Here is a 13,828-nt window from a genome sequence, read left to right as displayed (position 1 = left end):
TCCCGCGCGGAACGCCCGCGATTTCAACGGGAATCGCGTCCTCCCGGTTCGGGACCGGGCTCGCGAGCGGGCCTGGTCTGGTCGGGGGTTTCGAAGTCGGCCCACAGGTTCTGGGCGCTGACCTGCTGCTCCGGGGTCGGCCCGGTGTCCAGGTAGTGCGCGTAGGCGCGGCGTCGCTCCTCCTCCATGTGCCGCACGGCCTCGGCGCGCAACCGCCGTGCCTGCTCCCGGGTCGGGTGCCCCTCGGCCATCGCGACCTCGTCCCTGGCCAGCGGGGTGAGCTCGTCGATCCGCTGCTCGTCGGCCAGCCGCTGCTCGGGGACCTCCTCCGGCGGTTCGTGGTGCCGGTAGCGGACGAAGGGGTTGTCCGGCGGCAGGCCGCCGCTGACCCGGCCGTAGAACCCGAAGAACATCAGGACCAGCCCGGCGACCAGGCTGAACACCACGTTCTGCAGCTTGAACGCGAAGAGGTTCCATGGCGTGTTGAGCAGCCCGAGGTTGATCAGCCCGGACAGGAAGAACAGCACGCCGATCACGGCGGTGGTGGTGGAGGCCACCGGCCCGCCCCAGGCGGCGGCGCAGACCAGGATCGCGCCGACGACGATCGAGACCACCGCCAGCAGGCCGTTGCTGGACAGCCCGAGGACGTCGATGCCGCTGGTGGTGAACAGCGGAACCCGGTTGGCCACGCCCAGCACGCCGAAGGCCATCAGGCAGGCGCCGAAGACGGCCGCCGCCATCCGATAGAACCGGCTGAGCGGGTGGTCCGGCGGAAGGTAGCGGTCCATGCGCACGGTCGGCACCTCCTCCTCGGGTCGCCGGTCGGGCGAACGTCGGGTGGTGCTCCGAGTGTCCACCTGGGCCGGACTGATCGCACCGTCACACGACCAGGTGACGCGACTGGCGTGTCGGGCGGGTGATCGAACATCCGTTCGCCTAAGATGGTGGGGCAACGGGATCGAAGTCGGCGAACCCCGCAGCCGGATTGTCGGTCCCTGCCCGTAGCGTCTGAACTGAACAACGACGACGAAGAACGACTCGACCGAGGTGGACCCCGATGGCAGCAGCGACACCGGACAAGGGCAAGGCGCTGGAGCTGGCGCTCGCCCAGATCGACAAGCAGTTCGGCAAAGGGTCGGTCATGCGACTCGGCGAGGAGACCCGCGCGCCGATCGAGGTCATCCCGACCGGTTCCATCTCGCTCGACGTCGCGCTCGGGATCGGCGGCCTGCCGCGCGGCCGGATCGTGGAGATCTACGGCCCGGAGAGCAGCGGTAAGACCTCGGTCGCGCTGCACGCGGTGGCCAACGCGCAGAAGCTCGGCGGCACCGCGGCGTTCGTCGACGCCGAGCACGCGCTGGACCCCGAGTACGCCAAGGCGATCGGGGTCGACACCGACGCGCTGCTGGTGTCCCAGCCGGACACCGGTGAGCAGGCGCTGGAGATCGCGGACATGCTGATCCGCTCCGGCGCGCTGGACATCATCGTCATCGACTCGGTGGCCGCGCTGGTGCCGCGCGCCGAGATCGAGGGCGAGATGGGCGACAGCCACGTGGGTCTGCAGGCCCGGCTGATGAGCCAGGCGCTGCGGAAGCTGACCTCCGCGCTCTACAACGCCAAGACCACCGCGATCTTCATCAACCAGCTCCGCGAGAAGGTCGGCGTGATGTTCGGCTCCCCGGAGACCACCACCGGTGGTAAGGCGCTGAAGTTCTACTCCTCGGTGCGGCTGGACGTGCGCCGGATCGAGACGCTCAAGGACGGCTCGGACGCGGTCGGCAACCGGACCCGCGTCAAGGTGGTCAAGAACAAGGTCGCGCCGCCGTTCAAGCAGGCCGAGTTCGACATCATCTACGGCGTCGGCATCAGCCGCGAGGGCTCGCTGATCGACATGGGTGTCGAGCAGGGCATCATCCGCAAGTCCGGTGCCTGGTACACCTACGAGGGCGACCAGCTGGGCCAGGGCAAGGAGAACGCCCGCCGGTTCATGCGGGAGAACCCGGACGTCGCCAACGAGATCGAGAAGCGGATCAAGGAGAAGCTCGGCATCGGCGCGACGCTGGACGCGGAGGACGCCGAACCGGCTCCGGTCGAGTTCTGATCCTGAAGCGCTGGTGCGGATGAACGACAGTGGTAGGCGTCGGGGGAGCGGTGCGCGGAACCGCTTCCCCGACGACACCCGCTCGGAAGAAGCGGCTCGGGGAGAGGCCGCGGAACCGAAGCGGAGCAAGCCCGAGACCCCGGAGCAGCAGGCGCGCGACATCGTGTACCGGCTCCTGGCGGCACGTGCGCGCAGCCGCGGCGAGCTGCGCCAGTCCTTGCTGCGCAAGGGAATCGACGAGGACGTCGCCGACGGCGTGCTGCAGAAGTTCGTCGACGCGGGCCTCGTCGACGACGCCGCCTTCGCCGAGGAGTGGGTGCACTCGCGTCAGCGCACCCAGGGCCTGGGGCGCAAGGCGCTGGGTTTCGAACTGCGCCGCAAGGGCGTCGACGGCCACCTGGTGGAAGCGGCGCTATCCACTGTGGACTCCGATGTGGAAGCGGAGCGAGCCCGGGAGCTCGTGCAGCGCAAGCTCCGCTCCATGAGCTCGCTCGACTACACGACGAAGATGCGTCGCCTGGTCGGCATGCTCGCCCGCAAGGGCTACTCCGAAGGTCTCGCGTACCGCGTGGTGCGCGAAGAGATCGAGCGCTCCGGAGACGAATCCCCGGACCCCGATCTCGAAACTCCGTGAGCACGAGCAATTCCCCGTAGCGGCAGTCGGCTTCTGGTCGGCTGCCGCTTCTGTCATCCTCGCTGGTTCAGCAGTTCGCGGGCGAGCGCGTCGCCCCACCACTGCTCGATCCGTTCGGGCGACCAGGACCGCTCCGCGACGAGCGTTGCGTAGACGTCGATGTTGCACAGCGCGGCGTAGCAGTCGACGGCGGTCGGGATGTCCAGGCCGGGCCGGAGCGTGCCGTCGGGCCAGCTGGAGAACACCTGGACGCGGGTCCGGTCGGCGGCCTGCCGCGCCTGCCGGTAGAGGTCGGCGAGTTCGGGTTCGGTCTTCCCGGCTTCGCGGATCAGCGCGATGAGGTCGCCGGAGCGCTCGAACAGCCGCCGGTCGTAGCCGGCCATCGCGGACAGGTGCTCCCGCGGATCGCTGGAGGATTCCAGCTGCTCGATCTGCCGCGGCAGGTCCGCGGCGATGTCGGCCGATTCGGCCAGCGCCCAGACCAGTCCGGTCTTGTTCTTGTAGGTCGCGTACACGGTCGGCACCGAGACGCCCGCTTCGCGGGCCACGTCCCGCACGGTGGTGCTCGCCCAGCCCTGCGCGACGAACAGCCGGCGCGCGGCGTCGGCGATCTCGGTCCGCGTCCGGTGCGCCTGCGCCATGCGGCGCAATGAGTTGTACGGGCGTCGCCCGGTCTCTTCTCCCATGATTGCGCCTCCATCCAACGCTCTCTACATTGATTATAGGGTGCGTTAACTGAAATGGGGTGCTGCGGTGAACATCGCTGGTCTGGCGGCTGCGGGAGGCATCGGGTTCGTCCTGCTGGCCATCGTCATCAACGTCGTCTACGTCCGCGCCGGGCTCCCGATGCCGAACTCGGGCCAGTCGCTGGCCGCGGTCACCGGTTCGCTGGCCGCGGTCGGCGACCGGTTGAAGAAGCCCTCGGTGGTCGCGCCTGCCACTTGGCTGTGCACCACGGTTTTCGCCGCCGGACTGCTCGCGGAGCTGTGGCGGGGCGAACCGGGAACGGACGCGTGGGCGCTTGTCGGCTTCGCCGGCGTCCTCATGCAGAACGCGACGTTCGTGGTGGTGGAGGCGCTCCGCTTCGGCATGGCGGCCGCGGCCAAGAACGGTGACCCGGTCGCGGGCCTGTGGGCCTTGAGCAACGTCTTGTTCGGCTTCAACCAGGTCTTCCTGGCAATCGCCCTGCTGGGCTTCAGCGCAGCCGGGTCGGGCGTCGGGTTCATCCCGAGCTGGCACGCCTGGCTCGGCTACGCCAGTGCCGCGCTGCTGTTCGTCTCATCATCGGCCAGTCCGTACAACGCCGACGGCACGAACCGGATCGCGGTGACCGGCCTGATCGGCTGGCTCGGCTGGGCGGCCTGGATCGTCATCGCCAGCGTCGTCCTGCTCGGAAGCAGTTGACGTGCCACGACATCCGGGCCGCTGCTGGAGGTCATGAACCGGGTCGGCACGAGCGGATCCGATCCGGCCGCGTGTGGGCCGTCTCTCAGATCGGGATGGCGGTACTGGAACGTCGCTGCCGACTCGTAGAGTCGCCAGCCATGACGACTCTCGCCGGCACTCGGCACATCGTGTGGGACTGGAACGGAACTCTCCTGGACGACAACCACGCCGTGGTAACAGCGGTGAACACCGTCTGCGCGGAGTTCGACCGCGAGCACATCGACATCGACGAGTGGCGCGCGGTTTTCAGCCGCCCGCTGCTGCAGTGCTACGAGCGCCTGCTGCGCCGGTCGCTGGACGACCAGGACTGGGCTCGGATCGACGTGCTCTACCACGATGCGTACCGCGAGCTGCTGGACACCTGCGGTCTGGCGAAGGGTGTTCCGAATGCCTTGCACGACTGGGCGAAGGACGGCCGCAGCCAGTCGCTGCTGTCCATGTGGTTCCACGACGAGCTCGTCGACCTGGTGACGGCTCGCGGCCTGTACGAGCTGTTCGCGCGCGTCGACGGCTTGCGCGCGGAGGTCGGCGGCGGTTCGAAGGCCGAGCACCTGCGCCGCCACCTGGCCGCGCAGGAGCTCGACGCCCGCGACGTGGTGCTGATCGGCGACGTCCTCGACGACGCCCACGCGGCCGAGCAGGCCGGAACGCAGTGCGTGCTGGTGACCACCGGCGTGACCAGCCGCGCGGCGCTGGAGAAGACCGGCCGCCCGGTCGTCGACTCGATCCCCGAAGCGTTGGCCATCCTCGCTGAGTCGTGATCGACCCGTGAGTGCTTTGTGGGGCTATAGAGGTTGTTTTGGATCTTGTTGGGTGGTGTGTGGTAGGCGGGCGAGTCTGCGTGTCATGTGGATGATGGCGGCCCAGCAGACGATGGTGGCGTGGTGTTCGGGGAGGCGTTCGTAGTCGCGGGCGCAGCGTCGTCGTCGGCTGATCCAGGCCAGGGTGCGCTCGACGACCCAGCGGCGAGGCAGGACTTGGAAGCCTTTCTGTCCGGGGTGTCGGTAGACGATGTTCACGGTCAGGCCGAGGACGTTGTTGGCGTGTTCGGTGAGGGGTCCTTCGTAGCCTTGATCGGCCCAGACGTGTGTGAGTCCGCGTGAGGCGGCTCCGTGGAGTGCGGGCCAGGCGGCGTCGCGGTCCTGGACGTTGGCGGGGGTGATCACCACGGAGACCAGCAGGCCGAGGGTGTCGGTGACGATGTGGCGTTTGCGGCCGTTGACTTTCTTGTGGGGGTCGAACCCGCTGCTGTGGCGGGGCACGGTGGCCTCGGCGGTCTTGTGCACCGACTGGGAGTCGATGCAGCCGGCGCTGGGACGGGCGTTGCGGCCCAGGGCGGTGCGCAGCCGTCTGCGCAGCGTGTCGAGGAGGTGATGGGTGGCCAGATTGCGGGACCAGCGGCGCAGCATGCCGTAGACGGTCTGCCAGGGCGGGAAATCGGCGGGCAGGTTGCGCCATTTGTTGCCGTTGTCCACCACGTAGAAGATCGCGTCGATCATGGTGCGGCGGGAGTGTTTCTCCGGCCGTCCACCCAGCCCGGTGGTGGTCAACGGTGCCGGGAGCAGGGGTTTGAGGATCTCCCACTGGGCATCGGTGAGATCCGAGGCGTAGCGGCGTCGGCGGGTCCAACAGCCGCACGTGCAGCGGCACCCCCGCCGATCGACGGCGACAGGTACAGGGTTCAATGGCATGGCGGGTTCTTGTGATCGCAGGCTTAGACAACCTCAGCGATAACAAGAACCCGCCCTGCTTTTCAGCCCCTGAGCCCCACCCGTGATGATCTTGAGCCCATATCACAACCACCCAACCCAAGATCCAAAACAGCCTCTATAGCACCCCAAAGCACTCACGGGCATCAGCGGCCGGTGACCGCGGCGAGCACCTTGTCCAGCACCGCGTCGTCGGCGTTCTGATCGGTGCGCCAGGCGATGAAGCCGTCCGGGCGCACCAGCAGCGCTCCGCCGTCGTCGATTCCCACCGAACTCGCCCACTCCGCGTCGAGCCGAGCGGTGCGCACCTCGAGTCCGCGGGCCGCCGCCACGCGTTGCGCCGCTTCGCGCCACGGTTCACCAGCCGGACCGGTGAGCACCGCGAACCGGGACTCGGGGAGGTCGAGCGTGGAGGTGTTGCCGTCCAGCCACCGGTGCGGCAGCAGGGATCCGGGCGCCCCGTCCCGGCTCGCCACGACGTCCTCGGTGGACGGAACCGCGGTGATCGGGTCGACAACTGCCGAGGAGTCGTAGCGGTAGCCCATGAGCACCACCGGTGCGTTCCACATGCCCACCGCGGCACGTTCGGCCACCGCCGCCGGATCCCAGTGCGGCGCGGGATTCTCGCGGCGCAGCAGCGCCTGCTGCGTCACCAGCTCGGCGACGGCGTGCCGTTCCTCGTGGTAGCTGTCCAGCAGCCGGTCGCCTGCCTGCTCGCGAAGCACCATGGCGAGCTTCCAGGCCAGGTTGTGCGCGTCGGCGAGGCCGGTGTTCAGGCCGAACGCGCCCAGCGGGGAGATGGTGCGCGCGGCGTCACCGACGAGGAAGACCCGCCCCGCCCGGAATTCGTCGGCCATGCGCACGTTCGCCCGCCAGGGCAGCGGGTTGACGATCTCGACCGGTACGTCCGCACCGATGGCCGTGCGGACCAAGGCGGCGCAACGCTCCTTGGAGAAGTTCTCCCCGGTGGGTGAGACCACGTGCAGCACCCACCGCCGCTCGCCGACGGCCAACAGCATCCCCGGCGCTTCGGGGTGGCTGATCTCGGTCATCACCGGCATCGAACCGAAGTGACCCACCAGGTCGGCGTTGAACAGGATGTTGACCGTCGTGTCGCCGATCTCGCCCGGTCCGGTCGTGCTGATGCCCAGCAGGCCGCGGACCGCGCTGCGCGCCCCGTCAGCACCCACCAGGTAGTCGGTCCGGATGACTCGGCCGTCGGAGAGCGCGACGGAAGCACCATCGTCGTCCTGCTCGACACCGGTGACTTCGACGCCGAACTCGACAGTCGCGCCGCGTTCCCGCGCAGCCGGGAGGAGGACCGAATCCAGCAGGTCCTGCGGGTAGTGCCCGCGGGTGGCTTCCGGCGACTCGGTGCGGTCGAAGTGCGGCTTCGGTCGGTGGCCGCGGCGGTCGATCTCGGCGACGGTGCGGACGTTGGCCTTCCACAGCTCGGTCGAGCGCACCGCGACCGCGTCCACGGCGTCGCGAATCCCGGCCTCGCGGAAGAACTCCAGCGTGCGCGGGCTTATCCCGAGCGCTCTCGGATGGTTGGACGGCTCGGCTCGCCGTTCGACGACCAGCGACGGGACGCCGTGGTGTCCGAGGAACACCGCGGTGGCCAGGCCGACAGTGCCGCCACCTGCGATGACGACCGGGTACTGGTTCATGGCTGCCTCCGTAAAGTTGGGAACAGTGTTCCCGATGTAGGAACACCGTACCCGATGGGTACAGTGTTCCCATGTCTGCTCGATCACAGCCCCCGGCGCTGGTCTGGATGCGGGACCGGCCGCGCGGCAGCCGCCCGGCGCTCACCGAGGAGAGGATCGTGCGCACCGCGATCGACCTCGCCGACGCCGAAGGCATCGACGCGTTGTCCATGCGGCGCATCGCCTCCGAGCTGGGGTCCGGCACGACATCGCTGTACCGGCACATCACCAACAAGGACGAGCTGATCGAGCTCATGGCCAACGCCGCGTTCGGCGAGATGGAGATCCCGGAAGCCTCGGACGACTGGCTGGCCGAGCTGGCCGCCCTCGCCCGCGGTTTCCGGGCCGCGCTGCTGCGCCATCCCTGGCTCGCCCAGCAGGCGATGCGGCGCCAAGCGCTCGGACCCGACGTCATCAGGCGAACCGACCACATGCTCGGAGTGGTGAGCAGGGCGACCGATGACGCCTCCCGGGCCGCCATGGTCGTGGACTCCGTCAACACCTTCGTGCTCGGCTCGGTGGCGGCGGAGCTGTCGGAGCTCGAGGCGCAACGCCGGACCGGGATGACCGAGGTCGACTGGCAGCACGCCGTGGGCGAGTACGTCCAGCAGGTGATCGACACCGGGCAGTACCCGCACTTCAACCGGCGGATCCTGGAAGCCGATGACCGCGACTACGAGGCCCGCTTCGAGTTCGGCCTCGGCTGCCTGCTCGGCGGCATCGCCGCCGCGCTCACCTGAGGCCGGTCAGGACGCCGAGCCGCGGGGCCGGACGGTTTCGAGGTAGCGCCGGAATCCTTGCGCCCGCGATTCGAATCCGCAGGACTCGTAGAAGGTGTGGACGTACTCGTCGTCGGCGGCCAGCAGCTGCAGCTTGTAGCAACCGGCCGCTCGCCCCAGATCCGCGGCGGCGTCCAGCAGTCGCCTGCCGACGCCGAGCCGCTGGTGGGAGCCGGAGACCACGACGTTCTCCACGAACATGATGGACCGGCCGCCGCGGGTGAGGTTCGGCAGGACGATGCAGTCCGCGGTGCCTGCGACAGCGCCGTCCGCCTCGGCGACCAGCACGGTGCGCCCCTGCTGCGCCGAGATCTCCGCCCAGATCGTCGCTGCGGAATCCCGGGACAGCGTCTCCTCGCCGGGGTAGAACTCGTCGTAGAGCAGGACGAGCAGCGCGGGCAGATCGGCCTCGACAGCGGGCCGCACGGTGATCTCCACGCACCGGAGTCTAGGAGAGCGCAGCACGTCGTGAACGCGGGAAGGATCAGCACAGCCAGCGCAGCATCGGCGTCCACGGCAGGCGATCGCACAGCCGCTCGTGCCGGACCTGCGGATGTTCCCGCAACCCGTAGTCGTCGGTTGTCAGCGAACCCGGCGCCGACAACGCGAGCCCGAAGCTGATCCCGGTCGTGCCGGGCGGAGCCGCCGGGGTCGTCCACGTCGCCGCGGTCCACCCGTTCGCCGGGGCGAAGAACGGGCTCGTGATCCAGTAGCGCCAGAACCCGGACTGGTCGCGGTAGTAGACGGCGAACTGCGTCGGCGCGGTCGACTTGTACCAGGTGTTGAGCGTGTAGGTGTTGTTCTCGTGCGCGAGCGGTGCGACCTCGCCCATGTCCATCCGCTGCAGGAGCTTCGCATCGCCGCTGACCTCGCCCGCCAGGTCGAGCCGCTGCGCCCACCGGCCGCTGCGGGCATCCGGCACCAGCGTCCACTTCGGACTGATCCGCCCGGAGCCGCTGGTCGTCCAGCCGCGCGGCCCGGGTTCCTCCAGCGAGGCGTTCACCAGCCCGGCGCGCGGTTCCGGCGCGGGCGGCCGGACCAGCGGCCCGGATTCCCCGCCCACCACCTGGTCGACCGTGCGCACCACGGTGCCGTTGGCCTCCCTGGTGGCCAGCCAGGACGCGAACTGGTCCAGCACCCGCGGGCTGATGGACAGCGAACCGCAGAAGTCGCAGGTCTGGTGCAGCACCAGCGGAACCCAGCCGCCGCCGTCGGCCTCCGCATCGCGCACCAGCTGCTTGAGCTCGTCGAGCGTCCAGCTCGGGTCGACCATGCCGGTGCCGCGCACCGCCATCGGGTTGGGCGGCGGGATGACCTCGGCGGACGGGCAGTTGTCGCAGCCGCGCGCGGTCCGGATGCTGCCGGTGATGCGGGCGCTGTTGTAGCCGCAGTCCTGCGCGGCCCGCTGGGCGCTGCGGTCGGCGGTGCCGAAGGGATAGGCGAAGGACGTGACGCGGAATCCCCAGCCGGTGAGGTTGGCGCGGTCCTGGCAGATCTCGCGCCGGAGCTCGTCCGGGCCGGCGGTGCCGAGATCGGGGTGGTTGACCGTGTGCCCGCCGATCTCGTGCCCCGCGGCGGCCATCCGGCGCAGGTCGTCCATGCCGAGGTAGCCGGGCTGGCCGATGGAACCGGAGACCACGTAGAAGGTGCCGCGCATCCGGTGCTCGCTGAGGATGCGGGCACCGGTGCTCTGCGATGCGGTGCCGTCGTCGACGGTGAAGCTCACGACGGTCCGCGGCGGCGCGGCCCCGGCCGACGGGCTCAGGAACAGCACCAGCAGCACGACCCCGGCGCAGGTGAGGGCCCGGTCCAGCAGCTCGCGCGCATCCATCACCCTGACCACCAACCGGGGCCGATCCGTCCGACTCCCGGCACGCTACGGCGGGTGGGGGAGGCGGCGGATCCAGCACGTGAGGTGCGCGCGGTACCCCGTCGTGCGGAGGTGGCCGGCGGCCACCTCCGCACCGGATCAGCGCAGTGCGGCGGCCTCGCGGGCCAGCTGCTCGACCTTCGCCCAGTCGCCCGCGGCGAGCAGGCCCTTCGGCGCGAGCCAGGAACCGCCGACGCAGCCCACGTTCGGCAGCGCGAGGTAGTCCGGCGCGGTCTGCGGGCTGATGCCGCCGGTGGGGCAGAACCGCAGCTGCGGCAGCGGCCCGGCGATCGCCTTGAGGAACGGCACGCCGCCGCTGGGCTCGGCGGGGAAGAACTTCATCGCGCTCGCCCCGCGCTCGGCCAGCCGCATCGCCTCGGACACCGTGCCCGCTCCGGCCAGGAACGGCACGCCGGAGGCCTCGACGTCGTCGAGCAGCCGGTCGGTGGTGCCCGGGGTGACCAGGTAGCGCGCCCCGGCCTCGGCGGCCCGCTTCGCCTGGCCCGGCTCGGTGATGGTGCCCGCCCCGGCGACCATCTCGGGGACCTCGGCGGCGATCCGCTCGATCGCGGGCAGCCCGGCCGGGGTGCGCAGGGTGACCTCGATGGTCCGGATGCCGCCGCGCAGCAGCGCTTCGGCCAGCGGAACGGCGTGTGCGACGTCGTCCAGCGCGACGACCGGCACGACCGGGGAGATGTCGAGCACGTCAGCTGCAGTGTTGATCAAGGTCGTTCATCCGTTCTAGTGCGCGATTTCAATGGAAATCAGACGTCTGATTTCCATTGAAATCGTGTCTCCTTGCCTGGGTGCGTGCGGGGTCGTGAGTGCGCAACAGTGCTCGAACACTGTTACGCACTCACGACTCATGCTGGCACGTCGCTGGGCTGGGGCTGCAGCTGCGCGAAGACGCTCGCTCCGCGGTCGGCCCGACCGACCGCCTGGCGGAAGGCGGAGAACAGCTCGCGGCCGGTGCCGAACGGAGCCCGGTCGGCACCGGGCGCGGGTTCCCGCGCGGCCAGCTCGTCGTCGGGCACCAGCAGCTCCAGCGTCCCGCGGTCGGCGTCGAGGCGGACCACGTCGCCGTCGCGCACCCGCGCCAGCGGGCCGCCTGCGCTGGCCTCCGGGGTCAGCTGGATCGCCGCCGGGATCTTGCCGGAGGCCCCGGACATGCGGCCGTCGGTGACCAGCGCGACCTGGTGGCCGCGGTCCATCAGCACGCCCAGTGCCGGGGTGAGGCCGTGCAGCTCGGGCATCCCGTTGGCCTGCGGACCCTGGTTGCGGATCACCACCACGACGTCGTGGTCGATCTCGCCGGCCTGGAACGCGGCGGTGAACCCGTGCTGGTCGTCGAACACCCGCGCCGGAGCGGTGACCGCGCGGTGCTCGGCGGCGACCGCGGACACCTTGATCACCGAGCGGCCCAGGTTGCCCTCCAGCACCCGCAGCCCGCCATCGGGCGCGAACGGCTCGTCGACACCGCGCAGCACGTCCGGGTCCAGGCTCTTGCGGGGCGCATCGCGCCACACCAGCTCGCCGTCCACCAGGAACGGCTGCTGCCGGTAGCGGTCCAGGCCGGGCCCGGCGACGGTCTTGACGTCGGCGTGCAGCAGGCCGGCGTCCAGCAGCTCGCCGACCAGCGTCTGCACGCCGCCCGCCGCGGCGAAGTGGTTGATGTCTGCGGCGCCGTTGGGGTACACCTTCGCCAGCGACGGCACGACGGCCGACAGCTCGGCGAAGTCGTCCCAGGTCAGCTCGATGCCAGCAGCGGCAGCGATGGCGACCAGGTGCAGCGTGTGGTTGGTCGAGCCGCCGGTGGCCAGCAGCGCGACCACCGCGTTGACGATCGCGCGCTCGTCCACGATCTCGCCGATCGGCGCGTCCAGCGAGACCACGCGCCGCGCGGCCTCCTCGGTGAGCGCCTTGCGCAGCGGGGTGCCCGGCGGCACGAAGCTCGACCCGGGCAGGTGCAGGCCCATGACCTCCACCACGAGCTGGTTGGAGTTCGCGGTGCCGTAGAAGGTGCAGGTGCCGGGGGAGTGGTAGGACGCGGACTCGGCCTCCAGCAGGTCCTCCCGGCTGGCCTTGCCCTCCGCGAACAGCTGCCGGATGCGGCTCTTCTCCCGGTTCGGCAGCCCGGAGGGCATCGGCCCGGCGGGCACCAGCACGGTCGGCAGGTGCCCGAAGGCCAGCGCGCCGATGAGCAGTCCCGGCACGATCTTGTCGCACACCCCGAGTAGCAGGGCCCCGTCGAACATCTCGTGGGAGAGCGCGACACCGGTGGCCATCGCGATCACGTCGCGGGAGAACAGCGACAGCTCCATGCCGGTGCGGCCCTGGGTGATCCCGTCGCACATCGCGGGCACTCCGCCGGCGAACTGCGCGACGCCGCCTGCCTCGCGCACCGCGTCCTTGATCCACGCCGGGAACTCGGCGTAGGGCTGGTGCGCGGAGAGCATGTCGTTGTAGGCCGACACGATCGCCACCCCGGGCTTCACGGCACCGCGCACGGCGATCCGGTCGGGGCCGCTGCAGGCCGCGAACCCGTGCGCGAGGTTGCTGCACGGGAGCTCGGTGCGGGCCGGGCCGACGGCGGCCGCGGCGCGGATGCGTTCTAAGTACGCGGAGCGGGTCGGCGCGCTGCGCTCGGTGATGCGCTGGGTGACCTGCTGGACGACGTGCTGGACTGACCGCGCCATGGATCGCCTCCGGATGAGAACTCGAAACCGGGCGGCAACGCTGGCGCCACATGACAGCAATCACACTAACGGGTGTGTTCTGGATTTCACAATCGATCCAGCTTCTGCCCGATCCGCCCCCGTTCTGTCGGACCGGTGCGCGATCATTGGGCAGTATCGGGTGAGCGGGAGGAGTGATGATGCGGATTCGGGTGCTCGCGCTGGTGTCGCTGACCGCCGTGCTGGCGGCGTGCGGCCAGGACCCGGAGGTCTCGCAGAACCTGCTGCCTCCGCTGCCGCCCGCCCCGGCCACGTCCGCCGCGCCACCGGCGCCGTCGGCGGGCACCTCGGTGGAGCTGTCCACCTCACCGACCCTGGTGCGCATCCAGCAGCGCCGGAAGCTGCTGGTGGGGGCGCGCATCGATACCCCGCCGGCCTTCCTCAGCCGCGATCCGGCGGGCGGCGGCTACCAGGGCTTCGACGTGGAGATCGCGCGCGATCTGGCCCAGCGCATCGGCCTGCGGCCGGACGACGTGCAGTTCCGGCGGCTGCCACCGACCCAGCTGCAGAGCGCGGTGCTGTCCGGTGACGTGGACCTGCTGCTCGGCGGCACGGCCGACGTCCCGTCGCTGACCGCGGTCGGCCCGTACGCGATCACCGATTCCGAGCGGAACCTGGTGATCAAGGCCGACGACCGGTTGCTGGCCGAGGAGCTCCAGCGCATGCTCGACGCCGCCGTCGCCGACGGATCCTGGCAGCGCGCCTACGAGACGACCCTCGGTGCGGCCGGAATCGAGGCCCGGCCGGGCTCCTGAACGCTCGCGCCGCGAAGTGAGCTTGCCTGCTCTCGGCGAAAAGAACGTGCCGATTCCGCGGCGGATGAGCAGACTTGAAATCACGTCGCG

14 protein-coding genes are annotated in these 13,828 nt (G+C 70.2%); 6 read left to right on the top strand and 8 right to left on the bottom strand.

Annotated elements, in window-relative coordinates; all coding sequences use genetic code 11:
* Window positions 1-23 precede the first annotated feature (23 nt).
* Window positions 24-803, bottom strand: a complete 780-nt coding sequence (locus tag ATL45_RS03355; RefSeq protein ID WP_246025143.1) for a DUF4383 domain-containing protein — start codon at window positions 801-803, stop codon at window positions 24-26.
* A gap of 254 nt (window positions 804-1,057) precedes the next feature.
* Here ATL45_RS03355 and recA point away from each other — a divergent pair, with 254 nt between their 5' ends.
* Window positions 1,058-2,101 carry a recombinase RecA gene (gene recA / locus ATL45_RS03350; protein ID WP_093158786.1) on the top strand — a complete coding sequence of 348 codons (1,044 nt, stop codon included), beginning with the start codon at window positions 1,058-1,060 and terminating at the stop codon, window positions 2,099-2,101.
* Between the two features lie 19 nt (window positions 2,102-2,120).
* Window positions 2,121-2,735: a regulatory protein RecX gene (locus tag ATL45_RS03345; protein ID WP_093158784.1), complete on the top strand. Its 615-nt coding sequence runs from the start codon at window positions 2,121-2,123 to the stop codon at window positions 2,733-2,735.
* Between the two features lie 53 nt (window positions 2,736-2,788).
* On the opposite strand, the gene ATL45_RS03340 is transcribed toward ATL45_RS03345, so the two are convergent.
* Window positions 2,789-3,421 (bottom strand): TetR/AcrR family transcriptional regulator, encoded by a 633-nt coding sequence (locus ATL45_RS03340; protein ID WP_093158781.1) that lies wholly within the window; start codon window positions 3,419-3,421, stop codon window positions 2,789-2,791.
* Between the two features lie 67 nt (window positions 3,422-3,488).
* On the opposite strand from ATL45_RS03340, the gene ATL45_RS03335 reads away from it, so the two are divergent.
* On the top strand, window positions 3,489-4,139 hold the full coding sequence (locus tag ATL45_RS03335; RefSeq protein WP_093158779.1) for a hypothetical protein: 651 nt from the start codon (window positions 3,489-3,491) through the stop codon (window positions 4,137-4,139).
* A gap of 140 nt (window positions 4,140-4,279) precedes the next feature.
* The gene (locus tag ATL45_RS03330) at window positions 4,280-4,942 is read left to right on the top strand and encodes an HAD family hydrolase (protein WP_093158776.1); all 663 of its coding nucleotides are present in this window, start codon (window positions 4,280-4,282) and stop codon (window positions 4,940-4,942) included.
* 24 nt (window positions 4,943-4,966) lie between these two features.
* Here ATL45_RS03330 and ATL45_RS03325 read toward each other — a convergent pair whose 3' ends face one another.
* Window positions 4,967-5,872, bottom strand: coding sequence for an IS5 family transposase (locus tag ATL45_RS03325; protein WP_211841166.1), 906 nt, complete (start codon window positions 5,870-5,872; stop codon window positions 4,967-4,969).
* 164 nt (window positions 5,873-6,036) lie between these two features.
* Window positions 6,037-7,560, bottom strand: coding sequence for an FAD-dependent monooxygenase (locus ATL45_RS03320; protein ID WP_093157389.1), 1,524 nt, complete (start codon window positions 7,558-7,560; stop codon window positions 6,037-6,039).
* A gap of 71 nt (window positions 7,561-7,631) precedes the next feature.
* Between ATL45_RS03320 and ATL45_RS03315 the strand changes: the two genes are divergently transcribed.
* A complete protein-coding gene (locus tag ATL45_RS03315) occupies window positions 7,632-8,339 on the top strand; it encodes a TetR/AcrR family transcriptional regulator (RefSeq protein ID WP_093157390.1) in 708 nt (235 codons plus the stop codon).
* 6 nt (window positions 8,340-8,345) lie between these two features.
* Here the strand turns inward: ATL45_RS03315 and ATL45_RS03310 are convergent, their stop codons facing one another.
* From ATL45_RS03310 to edd, 4 genes are all read right to left on the bottom strand, one after another.
* A complete protein-coding gene (locus ATL45_RS03310) occupies window positions 8,346-8,816 on the bottom strand; it encodes a GNAT family N-acetyltransferase (protein WP_093157392.1) in 471 nt (156 codons plus the stop codon).
* Window positions 8,817-8,862: 46 nt separating this feature from the next.
* Window positions 8,863-10,209 (bottom strand): polysaccharide deacetylase family protein, encoded by a 1,347-nt coding sequence (locus tag ATL45_RS03305; RefSeq protein WP_143121732.1) that lies wholly within the window; start codon window positions 10,207-10,209, stop codon window positions 8,863-8,865.
* 138 nt (window positions 10,210-10,347) lie between these two features.
* The gene (gene eda, locus ATL45_RS03300; RefSeq protein ID WP_177242063.1) at window positions 10,348-10,971 is read right to left on the bottom strand and encodes a bifunctional 4-hydroxy-2-oxoglutarate aldolase/2-dehydro-3-deoxy-phosphogluconate aldolase; all 624 of its coding nucleotides are present in this window, start codon (window positions 10,969-10,971) and stop codon (window positions 10,348-10,350) included.
* Window positions 10,972-11,111: 140 nt separating this feature from the next.
* Window positions 11,112-12,944, bottom strand: coding sequence for a phosphogluconate dehydratase (gene edd / locus ATL45_RS03295; protein WP_093157395.1), 1,833 nt, complete (start codon window positions 12,942-12,944; stop codon window positions 11,112-11,114).
* A gap of 176 nt (window positions 12,945-13,120) precedes the next feature.
* On the opposite strand from edd, the gene ATL45_RS03290 reads away from it, so the two are divergent.
* Window positions 13,121-13,738 carry a transporter substrate-binding domain-containing protein gene (locus tag ATL45_RS03290; RefSeq protein ID WP_093157396.1) on the top strand — a complete coding sequence of 206 codons (618 nt, stop codon included), beginning with the start codon at window positions 13,121-13,123 and terminating at the stop codon, window positions 13,736-13,738.
* Window positions 13,739-13,828: the final 90 nt, after the last annotated feature.

This window comes from Saccharopolyspora antimicrobica (assembly GCF_003635025.1).
Lineage (GTDB): Bacteria > Actinomycetota > Actinomycetes > Mycobacteriales > Pseudonocardiaceae > Saccharopolyspora > Saccharopolyspora antimicrobica.
This window is presented reverse-complemented; position numbering and strand designations above follow the sequence as displayed.